The sequence below is a fragment of the Kaistia defluvii genome, from assembly GCF_040548815.1.
Taxonomy (GTDB): domain Bacteria; phylum Pseudomonadota; class Alphaproteobacteria; order Rhizobiales; family Kaistiaceae; genus Kaistia; species Kaistia defluvii_A.
In genome coordinates this window covers 151,331-176,073 of record NZ_JBEPSM010000001.1, presented here as the reverse complement: position 1 = coordinate 176,073, position 24,743 = coordinate 151,331, and the positions used below count along the sequence as shown (strand labels likewise).

18 protein-coding genes and 1 pseudogene are annotated in these 24,743 nt (G+C 66.4%); 5 read left to right on the top strand and 14 right to left on the bottom strand.

Annotated features, from left to right (window positions below; genetic code table 11):
- On the top strand, window positions 1-507 hold the full coding sequence (locus ABIE08_RS00860; protein WP_354548034.1) for a Crp/Fnr family transcriptional regulator: 507 nt from the start codon (window positions 1-3) through the stop codon (window positions 505-507).
- 75 nt (window positions 508-582) lie between these two features.
- Here ABIE08_RS00860 and ABIE08_RS00855 read toward each other — a convergent pair whose 3' ends face one another.
- Window positions 583-1,377, bottom strand: a complete 795-nt coding sequence (locus tag ABIE08_RS00855; protein WP_354548033.1) for a FecR family protein — start codon at window positions 1,375-1,377, stop codon at window positions 583-585.
- 244 nt (window positions 1,378-1,621) lie between these two features.
- Between ABIE08_RS00855 and ABIE08_RS00850 the strand changes: the two genes are divergently transcribed.
- A complete protein-coding gene (locus tag ABIE08_RS00850) occupies window positions 1,622-2,779 on the top strand; it encodes a porin family protein (protein WP_354548031.1) in 1,158 nt (385 codons plus the stop codon).
- Between the two features lie 382 nt (window positions 2,780-3,161).
- Here the strand turns inward: ABIE08_RS00850 and ABIE08_RS00845 are convergent, their stop codons facing one another.
- The 8 genes and pseudogenes from ABIE08_RS00845 to xylB form a co-directional block, all read right to left on the bottom strand.
- Window positions 3,162-3,518 carry a DUF3307 domain-containing protein gene (locus tag ABIE08_RS00845; RefSeq protein WP_354548030.1) on the bottom strand — a complete coding sequence of 119 codons (357 nt, stop codon included), beginning with the start codon at window positions 3,516-3,518 and terminating at the stop codon, window positions 3,162-3,164.
- Window positions 3,519-3,641: 123 nt separating this feature from the next.
- A complete protein-coding gene (locus ABIE08_RS00840) occupies window positions 3,642-5,831 on the bottom strand; it encodes a CHASE2 domain-containing protein (protein ID WP_354548029.1) in 2,190 nt (729 codons plus the stop codon).
- 66 nt (window positions 5,832-5,897) lie between these two features.
- Entirely contained in the window at window positions 5,898-6,704 is an 807-nt protein-coding gene (locus ABIE08_RS00835; protein ID WP_354548028.1) for an ATP-binding cassette domain-containing protein, read from the bottom strand.
- The gene (locus ABIE08_RS00830) at window positions 6,701-7,822 is read right to left on the bottom strand and encodes an ABC transporter permease (protein WP_354548026.1); all 1,122 of its coding nucleotides are present in this window, start codon (window positions 7,820-7,822) and stop codon (window positions 6,701-6,703) included. Before ABIE08_RS00830 ends, ABIE08_RS00835 begins: the two co-directional genes overlap by 4 nt.
- 90 nt (window positions 7,823-7,912) lie before the next feature.
- Complete coding sequence (locus ABIE08_RS00825) at window positions 7,913-8,911, bottom strand: sugar ABC transporter substrate-binding protein (RefSeq protein WP_354551518.1); 999 nt, start codon at window positions 8,909-8,911, stop codon at window positions 7,913-7,915.
- An 87-nt stretch (window positions 8,912-8,998) separates the two neighbouring features.
- Window positions 8,999-10,264, bottom strand: coding sequence for an ROK family transcriptional regulator (locus ABIE08_RS00820; protein ID WP_354548025.1), 1,266 nt, complete (start codon window positions 10,262-10,264; stop codon window positions 8,999-9,001).
- Window positions 10,265-10,622: 358 nt separating this feature from the next.
- Window positions 10,623-10,712: pseudogene (locus tag ABIE08_RS23595) on the bottom strand (oxidoreductase); the annotation flags it as partial.
- 36 nt (window positions 10,713-10,748) lie between these two features.
- On the bottom strand, window positions 10,749-12,221 hold the full coding sequence (gene xylB, locus ABIE08_RS00815) for a xylulokinase (protein WP_354548024.1): 1,473 nt from the start codon (window positions 12,219-12,221) through the stop codon (window positions 10,749-10,751).
- Between the two features lie 320 nt (window positions 12,222-12,541).
- On the opposite strand from xylB, the gene ABIE08_RS00810 reads away from it, so the two are divergent.
- The 3 genes from ABIE08_RS00810 to ABIE08_RS00800 all read left to right on the top strand — a co-directional run bounded on the left by ABIE08_RS00810 (window position 12,542) and on the right by ABIE08_RS00800 (window position 16,268).
- Window positions 12,542-12,970 (top strand): hypothetical protein, encoded by a 429-nt coding sequence (locus ABIE08_RS00810; protein ID WP_354548022.1) that lies wholly within the window; start codon window positions 12,542-12,544, stop codon window positions 12,968-12,970.
- Window positions 12,971-13,298: 328 nt separating this feature from the next.
- The gene (locus ABIE08_RS00805) at window positions 13,299-15,599 is read left to right on the top strand and encodes a putative bifunctional diguanylate cyclase/phosphodiesterase (RefSeq protein ID WP_354548021.1); all 2,301 of its coding nucleotides are present in this window, start codon (window positions 13,299-13,301) and stop codon (window positions 15,597-15,599) included.
- Between the two features lie 87 nt (window positions 15,600-15,686).
- A complete protein-coding gene (locus ABIE08_RS00800; protein WP_354548020.1) occupies window positions 15,687-16,268 on the top strand; it encodes a serine acetyltransferase in 582 nt (193 codons plus the stop codon).
- A 1-nt stretch (window position 16,269) separates the two neighbouring features.
- On the opposite strand, the gene ABIE08_RS00795 is transcribed toward ABIE08_RS00800, so the two are convergent.
- From ABIE08_RS00795 to ABIE08_RS00775, 5 genes are all read right to left on the bottom strand, one after another.
- Window positions 16,270-17,505, bottom strand: a complete 1,236-nt coding sequence (locus ABIE08_RS00795) for a glycosyltransferase family 4 protein (protein WP_354548018.1) — start codon at window positions 17,503-17,505, stop codon at window positions 16,270-16,272.
- A gap of 2 nt (window positions 17,506-17,507) precedes the next feature.
- Entirely contained in the window at window positions 17,508-18,803 is a 1,296-nt protein-coding gene (locus ABIE08_RS00790; RefSeq protein WP_354548017.1) for a hypothetical protein, read from the bottom strand.
- A gap of 120 nt (window positions 18,804-18,923) precedes the next feature.
- On the bottom strand, window positions 18,924-19,544 hold the full coding sequence (locus tag ABIE08_RS00785) for an invasion associated locus B family protein (RefSeq protein ID WP_354548016.1): 621 nt from the start codon (window positions 19,542-19,544) through the stop codon (window positions 18,924-18,926).
- An 81-nt stretch (window positions 19,545-19,625) separates the two neighbouring features.
- Complete coding sequence (locus tag ABIE08_RS00780; protein ID WP_354548015.1) at window positions 19,626-20,165, bottom strand: invasion associated locus B family protein; 540 nt, start codon at window positions 20,163-20,165, stop codon at window positions 19,626-19,628.
- A gap of 390 nt (window positions 20,166-20,555) precedes the next feature.
- The gene (locus tag ABIE08_RS00775) at window positions 20,556-24,389 is read right to left on the bottom strand and encodes an autotransporter domain-containing protein (RefSeq protein ID WP_354548013.1); all 3,834 of its coding nucleotides are present in this window, start codon (window positions 24,387-24,389) and stop codon (window positions 20,556-20,558) included.
- Window positions 24,390-24,743: the final 354 nt, after the last annotated feature.

Sequence of the window (24,743 nt, the reverse complement as noted above, 5' to 3'; positions counted from 1 at the left end):
ATGGAAGCGCGCGACGTTCTGGCCCGGACCCCGCTTTTTGCCGACGTGCTTTCGGCGCGGCAGCTCGACGAGCTCGCCGCGCGCAGCAAGGTCTACGACGTCGGCAAGGACCGCGTGCTGATGACCGAGGGCGATTTCGGCACCTCGATGTTCATCATCGTCAGCGGCAAGGTCGACGTCACCGTCGCCGGCACCCGCCATCCGCACCGGGAAGTCGCCATGCTCGGGCCCGGCGAGCTGTTCGGCGAGATGTCGCTGATGACCGGCGCCCGCCGCGCCGCCACCGTCACGACGATGGAACCGACGCGCGTCGTCGAGATCACCAAGGTGGCGCTCGAAAACGTGCTGACGCACTCGCCGGAACTGGTCGATCATTTCGGCGCGGTCCTGGCCAAGCGCCGGGCCGAGCTGGAGCAGATCGCGGACGACGAGCATGCGAGCCGCATCCTCGGCATCCGCACCGACGAGATCGTCGGCGCCATGCGGCGCCTGTTCGGACGCGGCTAGATTCTTCAGGTTTCGGAGCGGCGCTTTCCGCGCCTTCGATCCGCGCCCGTTAGGCGAGCTTTCCGCAATCGGGCGCTAGTCGCACCCGGCATGGGTGGCCGAACCGCCATTGCAGCCGCAGCTGCCGGGTTCGCAGGGCGGCGGCCCGATGTCGCGAACGCGGTTGTTGAGGTCGTTGATGACGTCGTTGCGGCCGTCCTGGGCCTGCAGCTTCTCCGGATAGGGCAGGAAGCTGTCGCCATAGAGCGGATACGGCACGACGCCGGTGACGCGGATCAGCGAGCCGTCCCAGGTCAGCGGCCCCTCGATGCGGCCGCCCTTGTGGATGCGCAGCGCCTTGCCGGGCCGGTCGAGCGTGACCTCGCGCCCGCCGGGGAGCGTGATCACCAGCTTGCCCTCGACGAGGATGATGACGGATTCGCTGGGCCCGACGATCGTGTCGTAGATCGTGCCGCGCACGCCGATCGTCGCGACCGGCGTCTTCAGGTGATAGCTTCGCGGATCGGACGAGCCGGAGACGAAGCGGAAGATGCCCTTGGTGGCGCGCAGTGCGATGTCGTTCTGCGAGCGGCCGGGATCGTAGACGAAGCGGTCGAGCGTCACGTCGGAACCAGGCCCGACATTCAGGCTGGTCTCATCCAGGAACAGGAGCTGCGCGGTCGAATTCGCGCCAGTGCGCACCTGCTGGTTCTGGACGATGGGGTCGCGCACGGCGAGCGGCCGCGCGGCGCCGCGAACCACGCCTTCCACCTTGTTGTGAACGGCGCCGGCCCGGCCGATCGTCGTATCGGCGGCGGAAGCCGGGGCCGCAGCGACCGTGGCGAGGGCCAGGACGGCCGCGGCGGTCCTGATGAGTCGGCCGATACGCATGATGGGCTCCCGGTTGCTGGGATCGCTGGATCTGCCGAGGATTTTGCCACTCCGCGTGCGACAAACCAAGCCCGGCGGCAAGAACAGCCGATGGAGACGCTGCGGAAGCTCCGCTTTTGCGTTCGTCGTGGCCAATCTGCACCGCTCGCCGGCAAAGTCGCCCCGCGCGGCCTGTGCAGGTTGCTCAAAGACGCGGCCGAATTTATCCTTGGTTAATTCAGGCTTGATCGGGGAGCTTCCGAGCGTGAAGCGCAGTCTTCTGGCGTTTGCACTCACCGCCTATGCCGTCGCTCTTGGCGCGTACATCACGCCGGCTCTGGCGGTGGATCGTTCGGAGGCGATCGCCCTGGGCGAGGCTTACCAGCGCGTGCTCGCCAACCCGACCGATACCGCCGCCAACATGGAATATGCCCGCCTGGCCGAGGCGGTCGGGCAGCCGCGCAAGGCGCTCGCGACCTATGAACGCGTGCTGCTCTACGATCCCGAAAACGCCGAGGCGCTGGCAGCGCTGGTGCGCATCCGCCGCCAGTTGCAGCCGGACACGACGCTGGTCACGCTGACGGGCGGGCTTGGCTATGAGAGCAACCCGCTGCAGCGCCATAGCGACCTCGAAAGCTCGCTGAAAGCCTATGTGGCCGGGCGGGTCCAGGACGAGCGCCGCCTGGGCGACACGCGCTGGCGCACGCTGCTGCTCGGCAATGCCGAGTATTTCAGCGATGTCAGCCAGCTCGACTATGGTTATCTCGGCGGCGTCACCGGACCGATCCTGCCGGTCGGGGCGCAGCTCAGTGTCAATCCGTTTGCCGGCGGCGGCGTGTCCTTCCTCGACAACGCCTATTACTATTCCGAGGCGATCGCCGGCATGCAGTTCGAGGGCTACCTGCAGGGCGCCTACCAGCTGCTGCGGGTGCGCGGCGGCTATCGCAGCTTCGGCGACCAGTCCATCTCGACGGACGGCTTCTATGCCGACGTCGTCGGCCGCTGGGCGTTGCCGCAGGTGGTTCAGGACAGCGACGTCTTCGTCTTCACGCCGCATGCGCGCTGGAGCGGCATTGGCGGCATCGACGTGACCAATACCAGTCTCGGCCCGGACGACATCAAGCCGGGCGATTATGTCTCCTGGGGCGCGCGCTTCGAATATTTCAACCAGGTTGCCGACTGGCTGACTTTGGGCGGCGGCGTCGACGTCACCCAGACGCTCTACAGCAACCTCTACGCGCCCGACGGCGACAAGCGCGACGACGTGATGATCGAGCCGCTGCTCAGCGCCGTGTTCAACCGCGCCCTCGGCATGCAGACGGACATCGCGCTCGACTACCGCTACCAGTGGAACCAGTCGAACGACGAGCAGGCCGAATTCGGCAACCATATCGCCATGGCCCGGGTGGTCACGCGGTTCTGAGCCGTCCGGTCCTTATGACCCGGAGACGGTTCGCAAGCGTGGGCAAGTCAAGCTTCTGGTGCTCCAAGCGGGTGTAAACACCCTCCGCCATCATCCTGAGGTGCTTCGCGCCAGAGAAGCCTCGAAGGAGGTTCCAGCGGACGCCTCGGCACGCGAAGCCAGCCCAGCGCAAATAAAAGAGCGTTCCCTGGACCCTCCTTCGAGGCCCGGCTTCGCCGGGCACCTCAGGATGATGGTCGAGGTCTTCGATATTGGACGCCAGGCGCCGGCGCCTCTTGAAGGGATCTCAGCCGGATGCGAGCGGGACGCACAAGGTAGGGCGTCTTAACGACGACGCCGGCAGGCCTCGAGACCCTCGTGAACAACCGAACCCGCCCGGGGGCTATCGATTGACCAGAACCAGCGCGATCGTCATCGCGATATAGGTCGCCTGGTGCGCCAACTGGTCGAGACCCATTGCCCACCAGTACTGCTTGTCCTTCGGCTCCCAGCCAAAGCGGGCGCTGAGGTCGTTCTTCAGCCAGTCGATGTGATAATGCGCCACGAATTCCAGCGCCAGGATCAGCAGCGCGATCGGCCAGCGCGTCGGATAGATCAGGAAGACCGGGATCGATCCGAGAACATGGGTCCCGGCGTGGAGGAGCCCGGCCGGGTGGCCATAGCGTCCCTTGTTGAGGATCTGGTTGGTCGTCTGCAGGAAATAGTCACAGACGACATGCTTGACCTGGAATATTGCCAATGCGGCAATCGGTGCGAGCGTAGGATCGATCAACACGGTCCCCCGGAATGCCGCCGGCTTCCTTGTGCAAGCCGGACACGGTTCGAATCTGGCAGAACGCGCGCGAGCGGAATGTGATCCACGTCACAGGTCGATTGTGATCTGTGGCGACGGCTCCCCCCCGAGTCCGCCACGCGCCGAAAGCCGCTCCAGCATAAGTTGATAGTAGCCGGCAAAGCGAGCCGGGGCGGAGGACTTTGCGCGATAAAATGCCTCGCGCCAGATCGCCGGATCCTGTTGCGGCAGGACGGCGGCGAAGGCCTGCTGCGCCTCGACGAAATCAGGCTCAGCATCATCCGGCACCATGGTGAAGATGCGGCTGACGCCGTGGCGGCCGCGCACCTGGATGCGGTCGATCTCCACCAGCCCGTCCGTCCCCGCCGCCCGCACCGTCGGCTCGCCGACAATGACGCCAAGGCCGTATTCCTTGGTCAGCTGCTCGAGGCGGCTGGCGATGTTGACCTCGTCGCCGATCGCCGAATAGTCGAAGCGCCGCGCCGTGCCGAGATTGCCAACGCAGCAGGCGCCGGTATTGATGCCGATGCCGATCCGCACCTCCGGCATGGCGCGCCCGCGCTCCGCCGCCGCAGCCTGCCAGCGCGCGTTGAGCCCGACCATCGCGTCCATCATCGCCTCGGCGGCGTCCAGCGCGTGGCGCGCATGGTCGGGATCGTCGAGCGGCGCGTTCCAGAACGCCATGACGGCGTCGCCCATATATTTGTCGATCGTGCCGCGATGCTCGAGGAGGATGTCCGAGAGCGGCGTCATCAGCTCGTTGATGAAGCTGGTCAGCTCGGTTGCGCTCAGGCCTTCGGCAAGGGTGGTGAAATTGCGCACGTCGCAGAACAGCAGCGTCAGTTCGCGCATCTCGCCGCCAAGTTCCAGCCGCGTCGGATCGGCGATGATCTCGTCGACCACCGCCGGCGCGACGTAATACTGGAAGGCGCGGCGGATGCCGGCGCGGGCACGCTCAGCCTGGCGGAAGGTGTAAAGCACCGAGCCGATCACCAGCAGCGCGATCACCAGCGCCGGATAGAACGGGTCGAACAGCAGTCCCGCCCAGTCATAGGCGAGGAAGCCGCCGACCAGGATGCCGCCGATCGCCAGTACGCCGAGGATCGCGGCGATGCCCGCCGAGACCAACGGCAGCACCAGCGCCAGCAGCAGGCCGAGCGCGACAATGCCGGCGATCTCCAATCCGCTGGCATAATCGGGCCGGGTCAGCGAGCGGCCGGTCAGGATGTGTTCGATCACCTGGGCGTGGATCTCGACGCCCGGAACGGCGGAATCGAGCGGCGTGGCCCGCAGGTCGAGCAGGCCGGCCGCGGACGTGCCGACGAGCACGATCCGGCCCTCCATCGAGCGGGCGGGAAGGCTGCCGGCGAGCACATCCCTGGCGGAGACGAAGTTCTCGGGGTCGCTCGGCCGGAAGCGCAGCCAGATTGCGCCATCGGCATCGGTCGGAACCACCAGCGCACCAATCCGGACGTGGTTGAGGCCGGTCGAGCGGCCGAAAGCCTCCTCGCCGCTGGCGTTCGATCCCTTGAGGATATAGGAGCCCGCGTCCTGCGCGACGCGCAAAGCCTCCGCTGCCAGCGACGGCACCAGCGTATCGCCGACTCGGAGCACCAGCGGCACGCGGCGCACGATCTGGTCGCGATCCTGCAGCCAGTTGATCGAGCCGAGCCCCTTCGCCGCCGCGTCGAGCGCCGGCACGTTGGCGACGGCGCCGGCAAAATTCGGGATGAAGGGGCGCGGGTCGTCGCCGGCCGTGGCGAAGCCGGCGTTCAGATGCGGCAGCGGCGCGCCCCCGCCCGACAGCGACAGGCCAAGCACCGAAGGGCTCCGGGCGAGCGCCTCGGCAAAGGCCCTGTCATGCGTCGGCGCGGAGCCGATCGAGGCGGTGACCAGCGCCGCCTGCTCCGGCGGCAGGCGCTTGACCACCTCTTCCGGCGAGCTCTGGTCGGGCTCTGAAAACAACACGTCGAAGGCGATCGAGGCGGCCCCCGCCTCCGACAGCTTGCGGGTCAGTTCCGCCAGAACCGTGCGCGGCCATGGCCATTGGCCGATGGCCTTCAGCGAGGTCTCGTCGATGTCGACGACCACGACGGGCGGCTCGGCCAGCGGCGCGGCCGGCGCCATGCGCTGATAGAGATCGAAGGCGAGCAGGCGGATCGCCTGGACCGGGAACGGATCGGCGACGCGCAACAGCACAGCGCCCCCGAGAAACGCTGCGACTGCCAGGAAATAGACGGGCCTGCCGAAGAATCGCATGAAAATCCGTTCGCTCTCGCGGTCGGAACGATAGCCGAAGGCGGGCGCGAACGGAAAGTGCCCGCCTCAGGCGGCTTCGTCGATCGGCGGGGCCATGGCGCCGGTCATGATCGCCACGGCGTCGGACATGGTGTGGTTCTTCGGATTGATCACGGCGATGCGTTTGCCGAGACGATGGATGTGGATGCGGTCGGCCACCTCGAAGACATGCGGCATGTTGTGGCTGATCAGCACGATCGGCAGGCCCCGCTCCTTGAGGCGCAGGATCGTCTCCAGCACTTTTCGCGATTCCTTGACGCCGAGCGCCGCAGTCGGCTCGTCCATGATCACCACCCGGCTGCCGAAGGCGGCGGCGCGCGCCACCGCCACGCCCTGGCGCTGTCCGCCGGAAAGCGTCTCGACCGGCTGGTTGATGTTCTGGATCGTCAGCAGCCCCAGTTCCGTCAGCTTCTGGCGCGCCACCTTCTGCATGTAGGGCTTGTCGAGGGTCCTAAACATCCGGCCGATGAAGTCCTCGCGCCGCTTCTCGCGGCCGAGGAACATGTTGTCGGCGATCGATAGCGCCGGCGACAAGGCGAGGTTCTGGTAGACCGTCTCGATGCCCAGGTTGCGGGCCTCGATCGGGCTCTTGAAGGCGACCGGCTGGCCGTTCAGCCAGATCTCGCCGTGGTCGGGGCTGACCGCGCCGGTGAGCGCCTTGATCAGGGTCGATTTGCCTGCGCCGTTGTCGCCGATGACGGCGAGGATCTCGTTCGGCATCAGGTCGAAATCGGCATTGTCCAGGGCGACGACGCGGCCATAGCGCTTGTTGAGTGCGCGGGCCTTGAGCGCGGGGACCAGGGCGGCGGGTTCGGTGGGGCTTGCGGCGCTCATGACGAAATCTTCCGGATCCACTGGTCGATGGTGACGGCGACGATGATCAGCACGCCGACGGCGAAATCCTGCCAGAGCAGTTCGAGGCCGGAGAGCGCGAGGCCGTTGCGGAACACGCCCACGATCAGCGCGCCGACCAGCGTGCCGACGATCGAGCCGCGGCCGCCGAACAGGCTGGTGCCGCCGATCACCACGGCGGTGATCGAATCGAGGTTGGCGGTCTGGCCGGCCTGCGGGCTGACGCCGCCGATGCGGCCGATCAGGACCCAGGCGGCGATGGCGCAGATGAAGCCGGCCAGCGCATAGACGCCGATCAGGGTGCGATCGGTGTTGATGCCGGCGAGCCGCGCCGCATCGGGATCATCGCCCGAGGCATAGACGTGACGGCCAAAGGCAGTCTTGTTGAGGACGTACCAGATGACGGCGGCGACGATCAGCATCACCACCGAGCCGTAATTGAGCACCCAGCCCTTCAGGAAGGTCAGGTCGAGTCCGAGCGTCTTCGAGAAGAAGTCATAGGGTTTGATGATCGTGCCGGTCCATTGCAGGAAGGGCGCGGTTTCCTGGACATCGGCCTGGCGGATCGTCTCGCTGCGCGAATACCAGACATTAAGCGCGCCAAAGATGCTCCAGGTTCCGAGCGTCACGATGAAGGGCGGCAGGCGCAGCTTGGTGACGATGACGCCGTTGACGAAGCCGCATGCCAGGCCCGCCAGCAGGCCGAGCGGAAAGGCGATCTCGACGGGAACGCCGTAGACGACGGCGGTGCGGCCCATCACCACCGAGGCCAGGATCATGATGACGCCGACCGAAAGGTCGATGCCGGCGGTCAGGATCACCAGCGTCTGGGCGACGCCGAGGATCGCGATGATCGTCACCTGCTGCAGGATCAGCGAAAAATTGAACGGGGCGAGGAATTTGCCGGGCGCGGCGAACGAGAAGATGACGACGCCGATCAGCAGCACGATGAACGGGATGCTGGTCGGAAAGCGATGCAGGAATTCCTGCATCCGCCGGATCGGGCCGCGATCGGCTTCATCGAAGCTCGCGACGCCGCCCGGTTCGGCCGGTGGCAGGCCTCGCTCGGCCGCTGCCGAACCTGTTGCATTGTCACTCATAAAGCCATCCTCCCCGACGCCTGTTCGTGGGAGCGCCGAAGCGCTCCCACCTGTTCATGCTCAGAACCGCCACGGGGCGGCGCGGAAAACTCAGCCCCAGCAGAGCTTGAGGCCCTCTTCCACAGAGATCGACGGCACGCCATCGACCGGCTTGGAGGTGATCAGCTGCGCGCCGGTATCGAGGAAGCCGACGGCCGGATCGATGTCCGGAATCTTGCCGGCATGGATCGCCTCGAGCGCCATCGCCGCCATCTTCAGCGGGTATTGCTGCGAGGTGGCGCCGAGCGTGCCGGCCTGGACGTTCTTGACGCCCGGGCAGCCGCCGTCGATCGAGACCAGCAGCACGCTGCCATCGTCCTTGCCGACCGCCTTGAGCGCTTCCCACGCACCGGCAGCCGCCGGCTCGTTGATCGTGTAGACGACGTTCACGTCCGGGCACTTCTGCAGCGCGTTCTCCATCGCGGTACGACCCTTCTCCTGGTCGCCCTGGCTGATTTCATGCGTGCAGATGCGCGGATCGTTCTCGTCGCCGATCTTGTTCGGGTCCTTCACGTCGATGCCGAAGCCCTGCATGAAGCCCTGGTCGCGCAGGAAGTCGACGGTCGGCTGGTTGGTGGCGAGGTCGAGGAAGACGATCCTCGCGTCGGCCGCCTTGTCGCCCAGCGTGCCCTTGGCCCACTGGCCGATCAGCATGCCGGCCTTGCGGTTGTCGGTCGCGAAGGTGGCGTCGGCGGCGTTCATCGGATCGAGCGGCGTGTCGAGCACGATGACCTTCAGGCCCGCGTCGCGCGCCTTCTGGATCGTCGGCACGATGGCCTTGGAATCCGAGGGGACGATCGCAAAGCCCTTGGCGCCGGCCGCGATCAGGTTCTCGATGGCGGCCACCTGGCCGTCATTGTCACCGTCATACTTGCCGGCGGCGGTGATCAGCGTGACGCCAAGCTCCTTGGCCTTGGCCTGCGCACCCTCGCGCATCTTGACGAAGAAGGGGTTGGTCTCCGTCTTGGTGATCAGGCCGATCGTCTCATCGGCGAGCACCGGAGCGGCCGACAGCGCCAACAGGCTGGCGGCGAGCATAAGCTTCTTCAACATGTCCGTTCCTCCCTGGCCGTTTCTTGTTCTGCGCCAGCGAAGCGACCAGCTTCTCCGCGACGCTCTCGGTCCCTCCCGAGGATTTCAGGTGAGGCCGGCAAACCGCATCGGGCCGGTCTCGAATTCGCTGTCGTCATCGTCCCGCGTCAGGATCGAGGCGCGGGGCGAGAAATTGAAGAACATCGGCAGCGTCGCCGCGCCGATGGCGCCGGCATCGCGGCCGAGCGTGCCATGCAGGATGCGGGGCGGCCGGCGCGCTTCGGGCGCGTGCTGGTCGAGCGCGACGGCAAGCCGCGCGATCAGCGCGTCGACCAGACCGCCATCGATGTCGGCATCGACCACGATCAGCGGCACGTCGAGCAGCGCGATCGCCGACCAGATCGCCGGCGCCAGCGCCTCGACCGCGTCATCGATCCACTCAAGCACCGCTGGATGGCCGGCCGCGAAGGCCGCCTGCATGTCCGCCGGCGAGTTGACCGGGACGCCGCGCGCCTGCAGATGTCGGCCGAGCGCATTGAGCGAGGCGCGGGTGATCAGAAGTTCGCGCCCATCCTCCGACTTCGGCGAGGAACCGAGGCGGCTGGGCGCCACCGCGATCACCGCGACGTCGCCGGCATTGCCGGTGCTGCCACGCAGGCAATCGCCCTTGACGACGATGCCGCCCCCGATTGCCGGTCCGATGAACAGATAGAGAAAATCGTCGACGCGCCGGCCGAGGCCATAGAACAGCTCGGCGATGGCGGCGGCGTTGCCGTCATTCTCGCTGAACACGGGAAGGCCGGTCGCCTCCTCCAGCTGCGCAGCAAAGTCGAAATCGTCCCAGCGATGGAAGATCTCGACCGGCAGGTCGAGCCGCCGCAGCCAGGCGCCGAGATTGTAGGGCAGCGCCAGGCCGATGCCGGCGAAACGCTCGCGCGCCTGCGGGTCCAGCCGCTCCAGCAGCGCCTGCACGTCGCCCGCCACCATGGCCAGCGCCTCGGCCGGCTCCGGCAGCACCATGTCATAAGCGCGCCGGGCGAGCGGCGTGCCGTCGAAATCGATCAGGATCGTTTCGATCGAGCGGCGATCGAGGCGCACGCCGATGCCATAGGCGCCATCGGGATTGAGGCGAAGCATGGTGGCCGGCTGGCCGCGCCCGCCATCATGGCGCTTGCCGACGGCCTCGATCAGGCCGAGGTCGTCGAGCTTGCGGATGATGCCGCCAATGGCGGTATTGGTGAGGTCGGCGGCGCGGGCGAGTTCAGCCTTGGAGGCTTCTCCGGCACGGCGCAGCCGCTGCAGGACGAGCCTTTCATTGTAGCGGCGAAGCTGGGCGGAATTGCTCCCGCGACCGATACCGGCCTTTTCCAAGGCACGCCTCCCAGGCAGAGCGTTGACCACTCATTAATTTAACCTGATGCAGTTAATCGGCGGATGCGAAGGCAAGTCAAGCCGCATTCGATCTTGCGCCGCGGCAATAAAAAATGTTTCGATATCGCAATGCAATATCGAGACAGTTGCGGAGCCTGTCTAATCCTTGTGGGCTAGTCAGCTATTGGGCATCCCCTGCTTAACGGGATCCGCCATGGTCCGGAACACACTTCAATTCAACGCCGGCCCCCGTTACGAATGCTTCGGAAGCCATCCTGATATCCTTGGAAGTCGGCCCGTTGCTTTCGATACGCCGGCGCAAGCGCTCTCGCCCGGGCGGCACAAGAGCCGCTCGGTCCTGCGCGGTCGGCCGGATGACGATCTCTCCCACACCGACTTCCAGCGGCCGCTCGATCGCGAAGGTAATCGCCCGCGCGATCGACCGCGCGCCGCTAAACGATCGGTCGGCGACCGAAACGCCGGCTCAGCGCGGCGCGAATTCCGGCTTCAGCACCTTGTAGAGGCGGCGGAAGCGCTCGATCTTTTCGGCGTAGCGCGCCGTGGCGGCGGGATCGGGATCGATCGTCGCATTGATCGGTGGCGCGGTGCAGACGGAAGCCGTGCTCTGGCCCGTCGCCGCCAGGATGGCGAGCCTCGCCGCGCCGAAGGCCGGGCCCTTGGCGCCACCTTCATGCAGCACGATCTGCACGCCCAGCACATCGGCGAACATCTTCATCCAGAGCGGGCTCTTGGCGCCGCCGCCGATGGCGCCCATCTGCTTCGGCCGCGTTCCGGCGGTCGCCAGCGCCGATTGCGCGTCGGCAAAGGAGAAGGCAACGCCTTCCAGCACGGCGCGGATGAGATCGGTCGTCTCCGTCGCCGGATCGAGCCCGAAGAACACGCCACGTGCGTAGGGGTCGTTGTGCGGCGTGCGCTCGCCGGCGAGATAGGGCAGGAACAGCAGTTCGCTGTTCTTGGCCGGCGTCGCCTCGACCCGGGCAAGCAGCTTGCCGATATCCGCCTCGCCGACCAGTTGCGCGGCCCAGGCCAGCGCGCTAGCGCCGTTCAGCATCGCCGCCATCTGGAACCAGCGCCCGGGCAGCGCATGGGCGAAGGTGTGGACATAGGCCGCCGGATAGGGCCGGTAGGTCTCGTTGACGACGAAATACTGGCCCGACGTGCCGAGCGAGATGAAGGCGTCGCCCTCGTCGACCGCGCCGATGCCGATGCCACCCGCCGCCGCGTCGCCGGCACCGCCCGCGACGATCACCTTGGGATCCAGCCCGAGCGCCGCGGCCGCCTTTGCCGAAAGCGTGCCGGCCGCATCCGAGCCCTCGACCAGGCGCGGCATCACGGCCGGATCGAGCCCGGTGGCGGCGACGATCTCCGGCGACCAGCGCCGCTCCGCTTCGTCGAGCCAGAGCGTGCCCGCGGCATCCGACATTTCGGAGACATAGGCGCCGGTCAGGCGGAAGCGGACATAGTCCTTGGGCAGCAGCACATGCGCGATCTCGGCAAAGGTCTCGGGCTCGTGCCGCGCCACCCAAAGCAGCTTCGGCGCGGTGAAGCCGGGCATGGCCGGCACGCCGGCGATCTGGCCGAGGTCGGGCACACGGTGTTCGAGCGCCGTGCATTCGGCATGGCTGCGGCCATCGTTCCAGAGGATGGCCGGCCGCAGCACGCGATCTGCCTTGTCCATGAGCACGGCGCCGTGCATCTGCCCGGAAAGGCCGATGGCCACCGTGGCCGCATAGGCGGCGGGTGCGGCGTCCTTGAGAGTGCGGAGCGCCTTCTCCGTCGCCTGCCACCAATCCTCGGGATCCTGCTCGGACCAGAGCGGATGCGGCCGCGAGATCGGCAGCGCCACATCCGTCTCCGCCAGCACGAACTGGTTTTCGTCGATCAGCAGCGCCTTGACCGCCGACGTGCCGATATCGATGCCGATGTAGCAGGCCATGTGTTCTCCCCCGACCAAAGCGTTGCGCCCAAGAACTGGAAAGACGCCGATCTTGTCAATCGCGGCGTTGCAAAACCGCGCGCCGCCCGATCCTGAAATGGCCCCTTGGGAGCGCGGAAAGGCGAAGATTTCCGCCGGATTCCATGCGGGACGACCCGACCGGAATGGCATCCTCGCCAACTGTCAAAAAAAGGAAATGCGTGGCTGGTAGAAGGGCATGTGTCGGCCCCATATGGGCATCGCATCCAACGCGATGCCGCGGTGATTTGAACAGCAGCTTGCGCCGCGACACCAAACGCTAAAGCGTCACGAACGGGTTCGTGGCTCTGGATTTCGATGAGGAGATTTCCGATGCCGAAAACGATGGCAACCCTGCGTCATCCCTTCCGTCCGTTCGAAATGTGCCGCTGTCGCCGGAACTCCCACTGACTTCCCACATTGGTGCGCACCGGGGACGAAATCCCGGCGCGACGCTTACGCTGAGCTACATGAATGATCGCGGCCCGAAGCTTGCATGGCAGGTTTCAGGCGGCGAAAGGAGAACTTCGGTGTTCGACAATTACATCATCGAGATCGATGACGAGGCGGCCGGCATCCTGATCCGGTCAGGCAGGTCCTTCGCGTTCCACGCGCTGGAAGGGACATTTTCCGCCCTGGAAGGCCAGGTGTTCATGGACGCCGTGGCGGCCGAGCGCGCCGTGCGCAAGATCCGCCGCAATCCCCCGGCCCCGCTCGCCAGGGCTTCGTAAGACGACTTTCGCCCGCGTCGCCTGACCACGGCGCTCCGAATTGCATGCACCGCGCGCTGCCTAGGCGCGCGGGCCCGTCGCCAAATCACTCCCCGCGACCCGCCCGCCCGGCAACAGCCCCACCCTCCCCGCTCCCCGTAAACGCAGTCGTCCCTGCAGCGACGATAAGCTTACCTTACGGCAGGCTCTGCCGTGAAATGTCGCATTATGAGGATTGCTGGAGAACAGGAATTCGCCACAATTGCGGCGGCGGATGACTTCATTTAATCGGTTATAAAGATAGGTCACGGTAGCTTTCGCCAGGTGCTGACCCAGGAAGGCCTCCGGTTTGACGAGCTATGTAGACGTCCGCATAGACGATATAGAGCAGACCACCGATTTCAGTGACGTCCGTGATCTCTGCGCCATGTGGTATGCGGCCAATGGCGGCGACATCCCTGATATCCGGCACTTCGCACTCGCGCTCGCCAGCCCCATGGCCGAGCGGATGATGGTGATGCGCGCCATCGGCGAGTCCCTGGTCTATGAACGGGTCGGCCGGAACGTCGTGGCGGTGTTCGGCCATGATCCGACCGGCCGGGTGCTGGAGCAGATGACCAATCGGGGCGCCCGCTCGTTTCGCGCCACCTATTTCCAGATCCTGCAATCGGGCCGGCCCGGCCTGGCGCTGCACAGTAAGGTCGGCGCGACCGCCGTCGGCATCACAGAGCGCCTGATCCTTCCCGTGCGGTCGGGCGAAGCCCTGCTCCTCGTCTGCTATATCCGGCCGCGCGAAGACGCGACCAATGTGCTGCGCTCGGTCTTCAACGTCAGCGCCGATGCCATCACCGTGCTGAGCGCGATCCGCGACAGCAAGGGCGCCATCCTCGACTTCAGCATCGTGGCCGCCAATGCCGAATCCGCCCGGCGCGTGCACAGGCATCCCGATGCGCTGATCGGCAGCCAGATGCTGGAAGCCTGGCCGTTCGCGGAATCGAGCGGCATGATGGAGCGGTTCGTGCGCGCCGTGAACAGCCAGCTGCCGGACGTCTTCGATGCCCGTTATACCCAGGATGGCAAGATCGTCGAACGCCAGCTGCGCCTCGCGCCGCATGGCGAGGGCCTGACCGTCACCGATATCGACATCGGGCCGACGCTTGCCGCGACCCGCGCCATCGAGAAGCAGCATAACGAGCTGCTGCACGCCAACGAATTGCTGGAGGCGCGCGCCGTCGACCTGATGGCCAGCTATGCCTCGCTCGAACGGACAACGAACGAACTACGCGAGGAGATCACCCGCAACCGCGCCCTGGAGGCCGAGCTGGTCCACCTCGCCCATCATGACGGGCTGACCGGGCTCCCCAATCGCAGCTTCTTCGAGCAGCGCTTCGAGGAGAAGCTGAAGCAGATGAAGCGGGCCAAGCGGCGCGCCGCGCTCTGCATCATCGATCTCGACCACTTCAAGGACATCAATGACAGCCTCGGCCATGACGCCGGCGACATGGTGCTGCGCGAGGTGTCGAGCCGGCTTCGCGGCACGATCCGCAAATCCGACGTCATCGGCCGCCTCGGCGGCGACGAATTCGCCGTCGTGCTGACCAACGCGCAGGACACGCAGGACGCGGCCGCCGCGGTCAAGCGGATGATGGAATCGGTCGCCCGCCCCTTCTCCGTCAAGCAGCAGGACGTGCCGATCAGCCTGAGCGCCGGCGTCGCCATCTTCCCCGCCGACGGCCGCACCTCGGGCGAGCTGATGGCCGATGCCGACATCGCCGTCTATCGCTCCAAGCGGGCCGGGCGCGGGCGCACGGTGTTCTTCGCGCCGTCGATGCGCGATGACGCAGAGCGCCGCTACTCGCTGCTCAAGGCGCTGCGGCTGGCGCTCGACGCCAGCCAGATCGTGCCCTTCTACCAGCCGATGCTCGATATCCGCACGGGCAAGCTGATCGGCTACGAGGCGCTGGCGCGCTGGCTGCATCCCGAGCGCGGCACGCTGATGCCCGGCACCTTCGCCGAAACCTTCGACGAGCCGGATATCGCCCAGGCCCTGACGAAGACAATGATCCAGAGCGTGATCAGCGACCTCGCCGCCTGGGACAAGGTCGGCCTGTCGACCCGGGTCAGCATGAACGTCACCGCCTTCGACCTGCGCCAGCCGAGCTTCGCCGAGGACCTGCACAGCCGCTTGCGCCTGCATGGCCTGACCAGCGCCCAGCTCACCATAGAGGTGACGGAAACCACGATCCTGTCACGCGACGCCGAGCGCATCGCCTCGACGCTGAACGATCTGCGCCGGCTCGGCTTCTCGCTCGCGCTCGACGATTTCGGAACCGGCTACGCCTCGCTCAGCCATCTGCGCAGCCTGCCCGTCGACAGCCTCAAGATCGACCGCTCCTTCATCACCGATCTCGAGCACGATCCGAAGACGCGCGCCATCGTCCGCTCGATCATCGAGCTGGCCGATGCCCTCGATCTGGAGATCGTCGCCGAAGGTGTGGAGACTAAGTCGCAGCTCGATGCGGTCGTCGCGCTCGATTGCCCGATCATCCAGGGCTATCTGATCGCCGAACCGATGCCCGCCGACGCCGTTCCCGCCTTCTGTCAGGCCTTCAACCAGAAGCAATTGCTGGCGCAAGGCGCGATCGGCTGAGGCCTGGCGTCCTGAGGGCGAGCGGCAGGCATTGCCCGCCGCCGCTTTTCCTTCCAGACTGGCTGCCGTTCCGATGCGGGGGCATCCATGCGGCAGGCTGCGGAATCAAGCTCGCCCTTCGACAAGCTGCGGCAGGATTTTCACGCCTGGGCCAAGGCGACGGGCCGACCGGCGGACTTTCGGTTGCTGCTGCGCCTCGTCCTGCTTGAGCCCGGCTTTCAGCTGGCGCTGTCGATCCGCCTGCAGGAGGCGGCGATCCGCGTGCCGCTCGCCGGCCGATTGCTGCGCCGCCTGCTCTGGTATGGCGCCACGATCTCGACCAGCTGCCACATCGCGCCGGACTCCAGCATCGCCGGCGGACTCTACCTGCCGCATCCAACCGGCATCGTCATCGGCGCGGGCACGGTGGTCGGCGCGCATGCGACCCTCTTCCAGCAGGTGACGCTCGGACGGCGCGATCCCGACAGGCCCGAGGTCCCCATGCTCGGCGACTACTGCCGCATATCGGCCGGGGCGAAGATCCTTGGCGGCGTCACGCTGGGCGATCGAGTCACGGTCGGCGCCAACGCCGTGGTGCTGAGCGACATACCGGCCGGTCACACCGCCGTGGGGATTCCGGCCCGCATCCTCCCGGCGACGGACGAGCGAGCCACCGGCATCGACATCTGAATCAGTCCTCGCGTGCTTCCGTCGCTGCGGCGGAAGATCCGGCGATGGTGGCCATGAAGGCCAGCATCCGTTCGCCCAGCCGGTCCTGGTCGAAGCGCCCGCGCATTGCCTCGGCGTTCCGCTGCCAGCGCGCCAGCTCCATCGGGTTTTCAAGCACGCGCCGGAGCGCGGCGATCCATGCGGCGCGGTCTCCCGCCGGCACAAGGTCGCCGGTTTGGCCGGGATCGATCAGCTCCGGCAGGCCGCCGATCCGGCTGCCAAGCACCGGCAGCCCCAACTCCAGCGCCCGCACCGCCACGCCGGGCCAGTTCTCCTGCCAGAGCGAGGGGACGCAGAGAAGGTCGGCATCGCGCATGTATCCCGACACCGCCGCCTCCGGCACATGGCCGGCAAAACGTAGCCAGGTCGAAGGGGGATAGCGGTCCTTGAGCCGCGCCGCTTCCGCTCCCCCGCCGACGATCGTCAGCTGGAAGCGATGCGTGGCCGCCAGACCTTCCGCTGCCTCCAGCAACAGCTCAACACCCTTACTGCGATGCAGCCGTCCGACATAGAGCAGCCGGACAAGGTCAGAGGCCGGGCGCGGCAGGTCCGGCCGATCATAGAGATTGGGATTGGGGATGCTGGTGTGGGGATAGCGGTCGATCGGGAAGAGCGCCGAGAGCGTCGCCAGATTGGCGCGCGAAGGCGAACAGAAGCCGATCCGCTTGAAACGGGCGATCAACGCCGCCTTGTAGCGGCTGGACAGCCGGCAGCCCAGGCATTGCCGGGCGCAGTTGGCGCCATCGCGGAACATCGACATCCGCATGCAGGCAAGGCCGAGATCGTGCAGCAGGAACAGCGCCGGCACGCCGGCGCTGGCAATTTCCGCGAGGGCGTTGTAGCCGATCCCTTGCACGAAATGGACGTTGACGAAATCCGGCCGGAACGCCTCGATCACCTTGGCCACCAGGCCGGGATTGCGGGGATCCATATGGTCCTGCAGATGCCAGATCGGCTTCTTCCAGCGCGGCGCGACCGGGGCGTTGCGGGCGGGATAGAGATGCGCGGTGCGGAGCCGCCAGATCCGGATGCCGTCGATCTCGACGCCGTGCAACTCTTCGGCGCGCGAGCCCGCGGTGGTCAGCACCGCCATCTCGTGCCCTTGCCGCGCCAGCCAGCGGGTCAAATTGGCAGCGGAATTCTCCGCGCCGCCGCGGCTGTCGGGGGGATAGAGCGCGGCGACGACCAGGATCCGCATCGCTAGATCCGCACCGGGTCGAGGCGCAACTGCCGCCCGGACCGGATGGCCGGCTGACCCTCGAAGGCCGCGGCGCGTGGATCCGGCGCCTTGCCGGCCAGCATGCCCAGCAGGAAGCCCGGAATGACGGATTCCACGATATTGGCCATCGCACCGAGGACGAGCACGAGGATGGCCACCAGGAACAGCTCGCGATGGGCAGCGGGCGCGGCCTGGAACAGCCGGCGATTGCCCAGCCAGAACGGGGCCGCGAACAGCAGCGAGCCGAAGCCGAACGTCACGAACAGGAACACGAACAGATTGTCGCCGGGGCTGAATCGCGCAGCATCGAAATAGGCCTGCCCTGCCCCGATGCCGCCAAAGCCGACACCCAGCGCGAGGCGCGGCCAATAGGGCTCGAGCAGCGCATAGGCGCGCGGCCACATCTCGTCCATCCGCACGCCGACCGAGCCGAGTGACAGGAAGGCCAGGTTTCCGCTTTCGCCGAACCGAAACCCCACCAGCGCCGCCAGGGGCAGGCCGATCGCGACAGCGAGCAGGCCGCCAATGATCCACTGGCTGAAGCGGAAGCGACGGGCGGCGGCGAGCCGGTCATACAAGGCGAGGCAAAGCGGCGCGACGAGGATGGCGGCGAGCGGCGCCTTCGACGTCGTCAGCGCGATGCCCAAAACCGACAGCAGCCATATGGCAAGTTTCGCGGCGCGCCGGATCTCGCCGGCAATCAGCAGGGCCCCGCCGATCGCGATCTGGTTGGCGGCCGTAAAGCTTGCGCGGGAGAAGCCCGGCAACCTCTCGACACCAAAGGCCTGCCATGCGCGCGCAAACTCCGCCTGCACGCCGAGGATTTCATAGCTCTCGCCGACCCAGGGAAACGGCATCATCGCGTTGGCGAGCACGCCGATCACGGCCACCGCCCAGACCCCGGCGATCAGCCGAAGCGCCCCCGCCCTCGCCCCGGTCGCGACCGCGAGCATGCCGAGGAAGAACGGCACCCAGGTATAGAGGCCGAAGGCGGCCTGCGCCCTGGGCAACCCCAGCAACAGCGCATAGGACAGCCAAAGCAAGGCCGGCAGGAAGATGGCGATCGCGATCGCATCCGCTCGCAGCGTCGCCAGCGCCGCGAGCCCATAGGCCAGGATCAGGCTGGCTGCGATGAGGAACGGCGCATAGGAGAGGCCGACCAGGCCGATCGGCGCGAGGGCATAGCGGACCGGCCCGCCCAGCGCATCGTTCGCCAGCATCAGGCTGAGCGCTGCCAGCACGGCCCAGCGGAACCCGTTTGACGGATTGCCGTTCATGCGCCCCTGCCCCCTGCCGCACGATCCAGGCGAAGCCGGCCTGCGAAGGGTCCGCGGCGGGCTTCGGGATCATGCTGGCAAGCGCATGACGAAACGTCAATGCCGCGTCGGTCGCGCCGGCTATTTGGCGGCGATCAGGCGCGTCAATCCGGTGGCGAGGCCGTCATGGCTGAAGCCATAGGTCTGGGTGGCGCCGCCCTTCAGGGTCACGGTGGTGCCGGTCCGGCGGGCGGCCCGCATCAGCTCGACGAAATCGGGACCGAGCTTGGCCCGTACCTCACAGGAGGATTGCGCGCAGGAATCATAGGGCACCACGCTCGGCTTGCCGTCGTCGAGCGCCAGCTGCATGCCCCGCCCTACCATGATCCCCGTCGGCATCGTCCAGACGCCCACGAGCTCGCCGGCGGCGTTCCGCTCGATCCGCCAGGAGACCGCCGGCATGCCCGGTTGGCGGACCGTCTGCGTGAGGGAACAGCCCTTCGCCGGCGCATCGCAGGCGACGAACCAATCGCCGACCCGTTCGCCGACATCGAGGCTGGGCGCGCCGACATCGGCGGCGTGGATGACGGGCGCCGACTCGCTCGCGCTTCGGTCGATGCCGATCACCGCGAGCAGGCGATCGAGGCCGGCGCCGCGCCAGGTCAGCCCAAGCGCGACGACCAGCGCCACGAACAGTACCGCGAAAATCCCCCAGAGGACCGGTCGCCCGCCCGATTCCTCCTCGTCATATGCGTCGCGCATCGCTCGGCGCCCCCACTCGCCATCGATCCCTACCCGACGGAAAGCCGCGGGGGCAGAGCCCCCCGTTTCCGTCGCGCCGCCTTACTTGATCTTGCCGTATGTGGCCGAGAAGCCCGCCAGCGACATCGGCAGCTTGATCGGTTCCTTGTTGAGGTTCTGGAACGTCACATTGAGCTTCTGGCCCTTGAACATCGCGGCCAGCAGCTCGTCCGAGACCGGCGCGCCGGCATAGCAGCCGCCGGCGTCACAGGTCTGCAGCGGCAGCGCCAGCGGCGAAGCATCATCGACATCGACGGTGACGCCGCCGGCCAGCGACAGGCCGAGCGGTCCGCGGATCATCAGCACGGGCTTGCGCGTCTGCGAGGGGACGCGGATCGTGATCGAGCCGATCAGTTGGCCCGAGCCGGAGATGACCGCGCGCTGCTCCATCTGGCATTCGAGCTCTGCGGCGCGGCCGGGGCCCTGGCAGGTGCTGAGCCAGCTCGGGGCGGCAACCGCCTTGTTGGCGCCGAGGACCGGCACGTCGCCGCCCTTGTCCTGCGCCGAGGCGAGGCCGGGCGCGGCGAGCAGCAGCGCGGCGGTGAAAAGCGAAGGCCGCAGGCGGCGCGCGAAGTGGAACATCTGAATCCCCCGAACTGAAACGATACGCCCAACCTCGCCCCGGACTTCCGCGACGGCAAGAGAGCGCCGTAGATGTCTCTCTATAGACGAGCGCTGCCGACATGCCAGCGGAAGATGAAGGCCCCGTTCGATCCGGGCCCGAGGCTGGGAAAAGTGCCACAGACGCTGCGTCCGCCGGCGCCCCGGTTGGAACGCCGAGGCGGGTATCCGGGCGATGCGTCGCGCGGTCCGTCCCCGGCCCTTTTGCAGCAGGCCCGGAGGCGGTTCGCGCGCGGGCGGCGGGTTCTATGGCGCGACCGCGACGACGACACCCCGAAGGCGACGCAAGCCAGCCTGCAAATGCAAACCGCCGGCCCTGGGGCCGGCGGCATGTCGTTTCGGCAGGCGTGCCTACCAGGCCCAGCGGGCGCCGATCTTGCCGGTGCCGCCGAAATAGTCGTCGCCGAAGCGAAGGTCTGCCTTGGCGAAGCCGGTCCATCCGCTCTTGCTGGAGAAGATGTTGATGCCCGCGCCGACCTCGCCGAAGACGTCCGGCGCGTCGTCCTCGACGACGAGACCCGGGCCGCTATCGAGGAAGACCGAGTTGTTGCTCAGCAGTTCCCCGGCAATGCCGAGGCTGACATAGGGGTCATACTTGACGCCGTCCTTGAGCGTGGAGCCGCCGAAGCGCGCACCCAGCTTGCCTTCCAGACCGTCACCATTGTCGAAGTTCACCGCCGTGCCGGAGACGTTGATGTCGTCGAATTTGGTGTGGGCGTAGGCGAGGCTCGCATTCGGCTCGATGAACATGCGGGTCGAGGTCAGGAAGCGATAGCCCGACTCGACGCGGACACCGATCGTGGTGGAGTCGGTGCTGTCATCCGCGCCGCCGACATTGTAGTCGGCCTTGAGGAAGTCGCCCTTGACCAGGCCGTCGACATAGAGCCCGCCCTTGACCCAGGTCGCATAGACGCCGACCTGCGGGCCGGAGAGCTTGACGCTTTCGCCATTGTCGAAATCGACATTGCTGGTGACGTAGCCGGCGAGCACGCCGGCAACCAGCACGCCATCGGCGACCGTGCCTTCGAACTCATGGTCGATACCGGCCTGGAAGCCCCAGAGCGTCTGGTCGTAGCCGGTGTCGATCTTGACCGACTGGTTCTGGAACGGGGTGATAGTGGCATCGGTGCTGCGGTTGGCGCCGTTGCCGATCATCCGGCCCCAGATGCCGGACCGCTTCGAGGGATCGGTGCCCTCGGCGCTGACGCGCAGGTCGCCGGCCCGGTCAATCCAGCTATCCGACGTGGTGTTCCACACACCCTGGGCAAGCCCGGTGAACGCGGACAGGTTGTAGGCGCTGGCATCGGCATAGCTGGCGAGAACCCAGGACGCGCCGCCCTCGGTCTCGGCCATCGGGCTCATGCCACCGCCCTCGGCTTCGGACTTGAGGAACAGATCGTAGGTGTAGAGCCCGCGATCGATCGGACCGTTGGCAAGCTTGAAGTCGCCTTCCGAAGTGTTGCCCGACCAGACGCGAGCCACGGTGATCCCGTCGGGATTGTAGCCGCCGATCGCCGAGGTGTCGTAGTTCACATAGACCTTTGTCGTGCCGACGACGTCGCCGGTGATCGACAGAAGGTCCGAGGCGGAGTCGCCCTTGACGCTGAGCCGAGCATCGACCGCCAGGCTGCTGTCCGGACTCGCAACAAAATTGCCGTCGATCAGCGTCCAGTCACCGACGTGCGTTTCCGTCCCCGGCATGGTCATCAGGCCGTAGTCATACTGGCCGTTCACCATGGTCAGCATGCCATTGTTGTTGAAGTGGTCGAGGCCGAGGAAGGACGTCACCCCGTTCGTCGCGAAGGAGTCGTTGTTGTTGAACGTGCTGGTGCCGCCGGCAGCAAAATTGAACGTTGTCAGTCCGTAGGTCTCGAACCCGCCTTCATTGGTGACGGTGTTGTTGCCATTCACCGATCCGAAGTTGAAGGCCGTGATGCCGGCCACGCCGATATAGCCCTCATTTGTCAGGTTGTTGTTGCCCTCGACCGTGCCGAAATCGAAAGCATTGAGGCCTGTGAATTCCATTTCGCCGGTGTTGGTGAAGTCGTTGTTGCCGGAGACGGAGCCGAGATTGAACATGACGGCGCCCTGGCTGGTGAAGCCGCCGCTGTTCTGCACGAAGTTGTCGCCGGAGACGCTGCCGAGATTGAACATCGCCGCGCCGATGACGTCGAAGCTGCCGTTGTTGGCGAGCGTATTGTCGCCGCCGATGGCGCCGAGGGTGATCATGCCGTTGGACAGGTCGACCTCAGCACCCAAGGCATTGGTCAGCGTGTTGCTGCCCGAACCGGTGGTGATGAAGGTGCTGGCGCCCGACGTCGTCCAGGTGCTGCCCTCGTCATTGGTGAACGCGTTGCTGCCGCCATTGGTGGTGAGCGCGATCACCCGGCCGATGACGTCGCCATTGTTGTTGAGGGTCATCTGGCCGCCAGCGGTCAGGACGGCGAGATCGCCCGGCGCCTCACTCGCGTTCTGGATCAGGCCGCGATGAACGTTGGTGCCGTCGTCGTAGTTGTTGTTGTCGATGACGGCCCCACTGTCGGAGTAGACGCCGATCACCGGCGCCGAACCGTCGCCGCCTACGATCTTGCCGCCATTGTTGGCGATCGAGACGGTCGAGCCCGAGCCCGCCGCAATGGCGAGGATGGCGCTGGTCTGGCCGTTGACGACGGAGTCCGTGCCGATCGTGATCTGCGTCGGGACGCTGCCGGACGTGTCGAGCGTGAGGATGCCGAACGTCGGTACCGTGGCATCGCCGATGGTGCTGTCGTCGCCGACATCAACAGTGATGCCGCCACTGCCGAAATTGAGCCCCACCGCGCCGGCCAGGGTGGCATCGACGCTGCTGTTGTTGCCGATGTTGACGGTCGAATTGCCGTTGACGGAGATCGCTGCCATGCCGATCACCGGCGGATCGATGTCGACGCCGTCGTCGAGCGTCACGATCGCATGGCCAGTGCCGAGCGCGATCGCGGCGCCGCCGAACATGCCGCCGTCCACCGAGACATTGCCGTGCAGGCGGACATCGACCGCACCGTCGCCGAGCGCCACGCCGACAACGCCACCGCCAACACCGATGCCCAGCCCGGGGATCGTGAAGGCATTGTCAGCGCCGGCATTGACTGTGCCGGCATCGATCGAGACGTCGCCGTTGCCCAGTGCCGCTCCAAAGATGCCGGAGCCGTTGGTCGACGTCACGGAGGACGCTGCGTCGCCCAGAATCGTCACGTCGCCGTTGAGCAGGGCCACAGCGGAAATGCCGGTGCCGTCGGTCGTCGTTACGGCGCCGCCGGTATTGTCGAAGGAGGCATTGCCAAGCGTGAGGATATTGGCGCCGCCGGTCGCGCCATGAATGCCGCCCAAGCCGGTATTCACCACCTTGGCATCATCGCCCGAGTCGATATTGACCGCGACACCGGCGCTGGAATAGATGCCGCCGGCACCCGTATTCTCGACAGTCCCCTTGCCGCCGACGAGAATGTTGACACCGCCATCGGCGCCGCTGATTGCCTTGGTGGACGTATTGTAGACCGAACCGTCGCCGGCAGCAGAGACGATACTGGTCGCGATGCCGTCCGTGACCGTGATCGCGGCATTGTCCTCGTTTCGCACGACACCATCACCGGTCCCGAGGACCAGGCGAACGCCGCCTTCGCCGGCATAGATCGAGCCATTCCCGTAATTTCTCACGGTGACGTCGGCGACGCCAGTTGTGACGCTGACTGCGGTGCCGCCGATCGCATGGTTGCTGTGACCGACACGACCGTCATTGTTGACCTGGACCGCCCCGCTGCCCAAGGCATTGGCAATCGTGATGCCGTTGTTTCCGGCGTTGGCACCGCCGAAGACATCGCCATGGTTGGTCAACGTCATCGCCTCATTGCCAAGGATCTTGGTAATGGTGATGGCATCGTCGGCAGCCGTCACCTGACCCGTCGTGCCGATGGTCATGTTGAATGTGCCGCCACCCAGCGTGCTGACGATCGCATCGCTAGTCGTGCTCTGGATATTGCCGTCGATTGTCCAATTCTGAGCACCACCAGAGGTCGCCGTCACCATCGTACCGGCGCCGACGATCGCACTGTTCTGGCTGTTCATGTTGAACGTGAAGCTGCCGCCTGCCGAGGCGGAGATAGGCGAGTTCACCGCCGCGCCGGCGTCGATATTCGTGGTTATGTTCGCCAACGTCCCCGTCGTGAGTCCTGCCTGCGTACCAGTCCCGCAGGTGATCGTCCGATTGGAGAAACCGTTTCCATTAACCGTACAAGCCGCCAGCGCCTGTTCCGGCGTCATGACGGCCATGCCGGCGAGGAGCACTGCGCCGGAGGCAGAACTCAGCAGCCAGGCCTTGCGGCCCGTGTTTCGATAAATCTCAGACATCCAGTCCCCCGGGTCAAAGCTCGGATTGACATTCCGCGCCGGCGACAAGCCCCTCGTGCCGCCAAGCGCATCCGCATGCCTGAGATATGAGCAGGACCGTGGTCGCAGCGTCCAGATATCTCCCTTTCAAGTTGCAATTTGCAACTCCCGGGACTCCCT

What these genes read in the sequence shown, in the direction of transcription:
- ABIE08_RS00860 (WP_354548034.1), top strand. Translation starts at nt 1, where the DNA reads ATGGAAGCGCGCGACGTTCTGGCCCGGACCCCGCTTTTTGCCGACGTG.
- ABIE08_RS00855 (WP_354548033.1), bottom strand. Translation starts at nt 1,377, where the DNA reads ATGCGTATCGGCCGACTCATCAGGACCGCCGCGGCCGTCCTGGCCCTC.
- ABIE08_RS00840 (WP_354548029.1), bottom strand. Translation starts at nt 5,831, where the DNA reads ATGCGATTCTTCGGCAGGCCCGTCTATTTCCTGGCAGTCGCAGCGTTT.
- ABIE08_RS00835 (WP_354548028.1), bottom strand. Translation starts at nt 6,704, where the DNA reads ATGAGCGCCGCAAGCCCCACCGAACCCGCCGCCCTGGTCCCCGCGCTC.
- ABIE08_RS00830 (WP_354548026.1), bottom strand. Translation starts at nt 7,822, where the DNA reads ATGAGTGACAATGCAACAGGTTCGGCAGCGGCCGAGCGAGGCCTGCCA.
- xylB (WP_354548024.1), bottom strand. Translation starts at nt 12,221, where the DNA reads ATGGCCTGCTACATCGGCATCGATATCGGCACGTCGGCGGTCAAGGCG.
- ABIE08_RS00800 (WP_354548020.1), top strand. Translation starts at nt 15,687, where the DNA reads ATGCGGCAGGCTGCGGAATCAAGCTCGCCCTTCGACAAGCTGCGGCAG.
- ABIE08_RS00795 (WP_354548018.1), bottom strand. Translation starts at nt 17,505, where the DNA reads ATGCGGATCCTGGTCGTCGCCGCGCTCTATCCCCCCGACAGCCGCGGC.
- ABIE08_RS00790 (WP_354548017.1), bottom strand. Translation starts at nt 18,803, where the DNA reads ATGAACGGCAATCCGTCAAACGGGTTCCGCTGGGCCGTGCTGGCAGCG.
- ABIE08_RS00785 (WP_354548016.1), bottom strand. Translation starts at nt 19,544, where the DNA reads ATGCGCGACGCATATGACGAGGAGGAATCGGGCGGGCGACCGGTCCTC.
- ABIE08_RS00780 (WP_354548015.1), bottom strand. Translation starts at nt 20,165, where the DNA reads ATGTTCCACTTCGCGCGCCGCCTGCGGCCTTCGCTTTTCACCGCCGCG.